Genomic DNA, 5,220 nt, shown 5'->3' with positions numbered 1-5,220 from the left:
GACTTGCTCGAGGCGATCGACCTGTCCCTCGGTCTCGGTGCGATGTTTTTCAAAGGCGGCGGCGACCTTCTCGTCTTCAGCGCCCTTCGCCATCTTGGGCAAGGTCTTGAGGATTTTCTTTTCGGCGTAATAGATGTCTTTCAGGCCGTCGAGGAACATATCTTCGAGGCTCTTCTCGGCGGCAGAGGCTTTCTTGCTTGTAGCCATCGGTGTTCTCCAGATGCAGCGTGTTGACCCGCCCGTTGACAGGCCATGGCTAACTCCGGGGTGCGCAACATGTTCCGGCCTTCGGGCACAAGGCAATGGAGCGCCCTAGCCGGGCCGGAACGAAAAACGGGCTTCTCCATTGTTGGAACGCTCCGCATTTCATCACCAGGACTTCCAATGGAAAAAACCTTCAATCGCGTTGCGACCGTCGTCGCACATGCTTCCGGCCGTCCGTGGGCCTTTGCCTTATGTTTGGCGTCGGTGCTGATCTGGGCCGTGACCGGGCCGGTCTTCCAGTATTCCGAAACTTGGCAACTGATCATCAATACCGGTACGACGATCGTCACATTCCTGATGGTCTTCCTGATCCAGAACACCCAAAACCGAGACGGCGCGGCTATCCAGGCCAAGCTTGATGAGCTGATCCGCTCCGGCGCCGCCAAGAACGCCTTCATCGGCATCGAGCATCTTACCGAGGCCGAGGTCGAAGAGTTCCGCGCGCTCTGCGCGCGGGCGAAAGAGAACAACGAACGAGCCCCCGGAAGTCGCCGCAAGGCAGTTGCATAAGCCTGGGCACTCGGCGGTGGCGCAAAATTGTATATGTAAGGGCTACGTGCAACAAAACACGCTCGTGTGAGTTGTGTAGGCAAGTGGTCGTCCTTCCGGGGTGTAGCCGCTCCCAATGGCAGAAAGCCCGTCGCGTACGCTTATTAGCTGCGGCGGGCTTTCCTCCTTTTGGGCGGCGTAAGCCTGGCCAGGTGCTCGCGACTTATCCCCACCATCTCCTCCAAGAAGTCTAGGAACGCCCTTGCCTTCTCCGTCGGGAGGCCGCCACCCTCCAATAGGGCGATGAGTTCGCGCTGGCGGGCTATATGGCCTTCACCATCGCGCACGAGCTGTTCAACCCGAGATATCTCATCGGCTGCCATGGCATGATGATGGGCGGAATGGGTGAAGAAACTGCGGCTGCTAATCCGCCAAGCTTCCTTCGCGGTGTTCCATCACTTCGAAGACGCTGTCGACTTCCTCGTTGATCTCGGCGGCCGGAATACCTTCGTGCTCTGCCATGCTCATCAGCTCGTCGGCCAGATCGCTCACGGCCACAGGGTCCTCTGTTATGACGTTGGGCAGGTGTTCTGCCATCCATCGGTCGACGAAGTTGATACCGCGTGTACTCATTGAGGGTGAATCGCGCAGACTCAACTATGTTCCCGAGCCAGCAGCACCCTCCGGTTCGACCACTAAGGCTTGATCCGCAGCCTGGGCGAGCAGCCGCGCCAGATGCCGTTCGTGAAGCTCTTGCATGCTTTCCAGAAGCGCGAAGAAAACGAGGGCGTCGGTAGTCGGCAATTCGTCACGCTCTAGTTGGGCTATGCGCTCGCGCTGCTGCGCGAGGTGATGTCTACCCAGCCGGACATGCCCTCGGACCATGCGGATATCGTCGGAGCGTCATTAGGGGCAACGGCCGCGCGTTTGAGACGTTCCGCGACCGCCGCTAAAGAGCGGGAACAAGCCGGCAACGGCGGTGTTTCTGTCACTCGAGGAGGAACCGACATGGCAGACGACAAGAGCAAGCGTGACTTCCGCGACCGCGACCGGGTTTCGGCCGACGAAGACTATGAGGTGGAGTATTTCGCCCAGAAAGTCTGGCTGACGCCGCAGCAGGTGCGCGAGCTGATCAAGCAGCACGGCAACGATCGCCAAACGCTCGAACGCGAGGCGAAGTCTCTCGGTCGGGGTGACAAGAATGCCTCGCTACCAGGTTGAAGAGCTTTGCGGCGAAGAGGTCGTCGCAGCTCAACCGGTGGACGTCGACGAGCCAATAAAGGCGGCCGAGCGCGTGGCTGGCGCGCCAATCTCACCGAGCGCTTTGCAGCAGCACTGGTTCCGGGTGGTCGACGAGGAAGAGAACACCGTGTTCGAGTTCAGTCTAGCCGAGCCCGTGGGGCCGAACTTTTCCAAATGACCGATAGCAGCATGACGACCCGGACTGCCGAGCCGCACTCCAGTTGAAATCGAACAGCTCCAGGACCAAAAGTTGACGTGCCGGAGGGGCAAGATACAGGAGGGATTGTCGATATTGCTTGCTGAGCTTTGGTTATCGCGCGCTTGGCACCGCGCCCTGAACGAACTTCCTTTCAACATCGTCATCTGCATAGTCGGCTGCGCGCTCGCGTTGCCGAAATTCAATATTGCTATGAGAGGGTTCATCATGACCACTGGCACAGTAAAATGGTTCAATTCGACCAAGGGCTTCGGGTTCATTCAGCCTGACAACGGCGGCGCTGACGCCTTCGTTCACATCTCTGCCGTCGAGCGCGCGGGAATGCGCGAAATCGTCGAGGGCCAGAAGATCGGCTACGAACTGGAGCGCGACAGCAAGTCGGGCAAGATGTCTGCCTGCAAGCTTCAGGCCGTCTGATCGGTTCAGCTTTCCACTGATCACAGACGTACTGGCAGTGTTGAAAGCATGAGACCAAGCGAGGTCAGGCAAAATTGCCTGACCTCTTTTATTTCCGGCCGACCCGCCATTTTGACGACCCCCGTATGGGTGTCTCTCGCCGACGGCCGGCCCAATCGAGGATATCTCGATGACCGAAAAACCCAACGAGCTCCAGACAATCAATACCGCCTGGCAAATCGCCATGCAGGAAATCCTGCGCATAGTCGTGCGGGATATCTATAAGACAGGCGACGAGGCCGTCTTCCTCTCGCATATCAAGCGCATCGAAGAAGCAGCGGTCGACAGCATCTACACGGACCTGAGGCTTCGGGGCACCGACGAATGGACCGAGGTTCTCGTCAAGGAGAAGGCGAGCAATTTCGTTACCAGTCTTCTGACGTCCTTCACCTTTGATAGGATCTGAGACAAGCGGGTCCCAGGTGATGGTCGGCCGTCGGCCTTGTAGTTGGCGGGCGATGTGGCCGCCGAAATTGGCGCACTCCACTTCGACATGGCCAGCAGGAAACCTTTCCGCATTGGCAGCGTTCACGTTGGCCAGATGGGAGAGTTGTATGCGGGGCCTAAAAGGGGACGGGATAGGTTGGGAAGACGCTTACGATCCGGCTGAGTTTGCCGGGAAGCACGGACTTACGCTAGCCCAGGCTAAAGTCATCATTGGTTCGAACGGACCATCAAGGCATAAATGCGATGTGAGCGCAGTTGCGTTCCGGCGCGCGTTGGAATTGCGAGAGTCTCGACAGACACGAGACAGGAGCAGCGCGATAACGGCCGGGTAATTCCTCCGTGGATCAGCAGGGTGGCAAGATCGAGCGCCGGTTCACCCGGTTCGCTGGTGGTGTTGCGAAGGCGACAGGCAGGCCATGGGCCTTCGCGTTGTGCGTTGCGACGGTTGTCGCATGGGCGCTGACGGTCCCGTGCTGCGGTTCTCCGAGACCTGGCAGTTAGTCATCAACACCGGCACGACCATCGTGACCTTCCTCATGGTGTTTCTGATCCAGAGCACCCTAAGGCAGTTCCCGTTACCCACATAGTTACCCTGCAGCCAATGATCGAACATCAACGCGATGATCGACCGTGTTAAACTATTGATTGTGTTTATTTTTTTTGGTGAGCGCGATGGGATTCGAACCCATGACCTACTGATTAAAAGTCAGTTGCTCTACCGGCTGAGCTACGCGCTCCCGCGGGCTCGAAACGCCGCCCTCGAAATTGCGCGGAACATAGGGAGAGTGCCGCGACCGGTCAACCGGAAAAAGACGGGCGTCCAAGGCGGATTTTTGAACGGTTTCGAACGGACGCCGAGAGGTTGTTTGCGAGCGGCTTTCGATGCCTGCGCCAATGATCCGGGTCCGCATTGCCTCAGGAAGCTCCACAACAACTGGTTGAGATTGAAAGGGGAACAATTTGCAACCCGGACCCGTTTCGCAGCAGGGACGTCGATCAACCTCGAGGAGAAGAGTAATGAACAAGATCGCATCGGGCCTGCTGGCAACCGCTCTCTCGGCGTCGTTCATCGCGGCGGAGATGGTGCCGGTCAACGCTCAGCCAGCTTATGTGCCGCAACCCCAGGCCCTGTTGGATGTCCAGACCGTGCAGTATCGGGATTGGAGAAGGCACCGCGGCTTCAACCGGGATTTCTCGCGTCGTGGTGACGCTGTCTACTGGAACGGCCATCGCGGCTATCGTGAATATCGCCACGGCTATCGCCGTCATGGCGACTATTGGTTTCCGCTTGCTGCTTTCGCCACCGGCGCGCTGATCACCGGCGCCATCGTCAACAGCGAGAACAACCGCGTCTACCGCGGCGATGCGCATGTGCAGTGGTGCTATGACCGCTACCGTTCGTATCGCGCCTCGGACAACACATTCCAGCCCAACAGCGGCCCGCGACGGCAGTGCGTGTCGCCCTACTGACGGCCTCCAGTCCGCACCAATACAATTCCAGGAAAAGTGCGTAGCGGCTTTCCGTCCGGAATTGCGAAAGCACATATTCTGGTGGTTGACAGAGCCCGCGCCTCGAGAGGCGCAGGCTCCCTCGCTGTGCTGTATCAGTTCGCCCATCGTATGGTCTTGAAGACCAGATAGAGAGCGCCGCCCTCCCCCCGCGAGGAGCGATAAGCTCCAAGCGCGTTGCAAACCCGAACCATCGCTGCCGTCAATTCCCAGCCGAGCGCATCCAAATCGCCGCTCGTATCGTCCACATAGGCCTGGGCCAGGTCGTCCACGCCCTTTTTCTCCCCGAACGCCCGCACCAGCTTCGCGTCGCCGAGAAGTTCGCCCGGTAAATTCGAATTGGCCCAAGCCCAGAGCCAATTGCCCGCCTTGGCGCTGGTAGAGCCCGCAATCTGGATTTCCGAGATAACGGTGGTGCCCGCTTTGTCAGAGAAAATCAGCTTTCCGGCCGCCAGGTCGTAGTTGTAGCGCGTCCAGTGGCCGAGGCGGAAGTCCTGCTCCAGGCGTGCGTTCTTGGCGGTGAGCTGTTCAAAGGCCTCATCGCGCCAAGCGGGATACCAATCCGGTTGCATTCTCCCCCCGGTCCAGTAATCGTT

Annotated in this window: 9 protein-coding genes, 1 tRNA gene and 1 pseudogene; 7 read left to right on the top strand and 4 right to left on the bottom strand. The window is 58.8% G+C overall.

Features of this window, described 5'->3' with window-relative positions:
• On the bottom strand, positions 1-207 hold a 207-nt coding region (locus EOA24_RS26715), incomplete at its 3' end, for a DUF892 family protein (RefSeq protein ID WP_133374623.1).
• 177 nt (positions 208-384) lie between these two features.
• On the opposite strand from EOA24_RS26715, the gene EOA24_RS26710 reads away from it, so the two are divergent.
• Complete coding sequence (locus EOA24_RS26710; protein WP_126082605.1) at positions 385-774, top strand: low affinity iron permease family protein; 390 nt, start codon at positions 385-387, stop codon at positions 772-774.
• A 402-nt stretch (positions 775-1,176) separates the two neighbouring features.
• Here EOA24_RS26710 and EOA24_RS43965 read toward each other — a convergent pair whose 3' ends face one another.
• On the bottom strand, positions 1,177-1,305 hold the full coding sequence (locus EOA24_RS43965; protein WP_281059009.1) for a hypothetical protein: 129 nt from the start codon (positions 1,303-1,305) through the stop codon (positions 1,177-1,179).
• 456 nt (positions 1,306-1,761) lie between these two features.
• Between EOA24_RS43965 and EOA24_RS26700 the strand changes: the two genes are divergently transcribed.
• The 5 genes and pseudogenes from EOA24_RS26700 to EOA24_RS26680 all read left to right on the top strand — a co-directional run.
• Positions 1,762-1,974: a DUF3606 domain-containing protein gene (locus tag EOA24_RS26700; RefSeq protein WP_126083797.1), complete on the top strand. Its 213-nt coding sequence runs from the start codon at positions 1,762-1,764 to the stop codon at positions 1,972-1,974.
• Positions 1,955-2,173 (top strand): hypothetical protein, encoded by a 219-nt coding sequence (locus EOA24_RS26695; RefSeq protein ID WP_126082604.1) that lies wholly within the window; start codon positions 1,955-1,957, stop codon positions 2,171-2,173. Before EOA24_RS26700 ends, EOA24_RS26695 begins: the two co-directional genes overlap by 20 nt.
• A 246-nt stretch (positions 2,174-2,419) precedes the next feature.
• The gene (locus EOA24_RS26690; protein ID WP_126083796.1) at positions 2,420-2,629 is read left to right on the top strand and encodes a cold-shock protein; all 210 of its coding nucleotides are present in this window, start codon (positions 2,420-2,422) and stop codon (positions 2,627-2,629) included.
• Positions 2,630-2,798: 169 nt separating this feature from the next.
• Entirely contained in the window at positions 2,799-3,074 is a 276-nt protein-coding gene (locus EOA24_RS26685) for a hypothetical protein (protein WP_127249418.1), read from the top strand.
• Positions 3,075-3,475: 401 nt separating this feature from the next.
• Positions 3,476-3,675, top strand: a pseudogene (locus tag EOA24_RS26680) (low affinity iron permease family protein); the annotation flags it as partial.
• Positions 3,676-3,776: 101 nt separating this feature from the next.
• Here the strand turns inward: EOA24_RS26680 and EOA24_RS26675 are convergent.
• Positions 3,777-3,852: transfer RNA gene (locus EOA24_RS26675), tRNA-Lys, on the bottom strand.
• Positions 3,853-4,132: 280 nt separating this feature from the next.
• Here EOA24_RS26675 and EOA24_RS26670 point away from each other — a divergent pair.
• On the top strand, positions 4,133-4,585 hold the full coding sequence (locus EOA24_RS26670) for a BA14K family protein (RefSeq protein ID WP_126082602.1): 453 nt from the start codon (positions 4,133-4,135) through the stop codon (positions 4,583-4,585).
• Between the two features lie 134 nt (positions 4,586-4,719).
• On the opposite strand, the gene EOA24_RS26665 is transcribed toward EOA24_RS26670, so the two are convergent.
• Positions 4,720-5,220: DUF6882 domain-containing protein (locus tag EOA24_RS26665; RefSeq protein WP_245501858.1), on the bottom strand; the 501-nt coding region annotated here is incomplete at its 5' end.

It is taken from the genome of Mesorhizobium sp. M2A.F.Ca.ET.039.01.1.1 (assembly GCF_003998035.1).
In the GTDB taxonomy this organism is placed as follows: domain Bacteria; phylum Pseudomonadota; class Alphaproteobacteria; order Rhizobiales; family Rhizobiaceae; genus Mesorhizobium.
The sequence above is the reverse complement of the archived record's forward strand: the minus strand, read 5'-3'. Positions and strand labels throughout refer to the sequence as shown.

Excerpts from the sequence above, each read along its gene's own strand:
- EOA24_RS26695 (WP_126082604.1), top strand. The coding sequence starts at position 1,955 with ATGCCTCGCTACCAGGTTGAAGAGCTTTGCGGCGAAGAGGTCGTCGCA.
- EOA24_RS26685 (WP_127249418.1), top strand. The coding sequence starts at position 2,799 with ATGACCGAAAAACCCAACGAGCTCCAGACAATCAATACCGCCTGGCAA.
- EOA24_RS26670 (WP_126082602.1), top strand. The coding sequence starts at position 4,133 with ATGAACAAGATCGCATCGGGCCTGCTGGCAACCGCTCTCTCGGCGTCG.
- EOA24_RS26710 (WP_126082605.1), top strand. The coding sequence starts at position 385 with ATGGAAAAAACCTTCAATCGCGTTGCGACCGTCGTCGCACATGCTTCC.
- EOA24_RS26690 (WP_126083796.1), top strand. The coding sequence starts at position 2,420 with ATGACCACTGGCACAGTAAAATGGTTCAATTCGACCAAGGGCTTCGGG.
- EOA24_RS26700 (WP_126083797.1), top strand. The coding sequence starts at position 1,762 with ATGGCAGACGACAAGAGCAAGCGTGACTTCCGCGACCGCGACCGGGTT.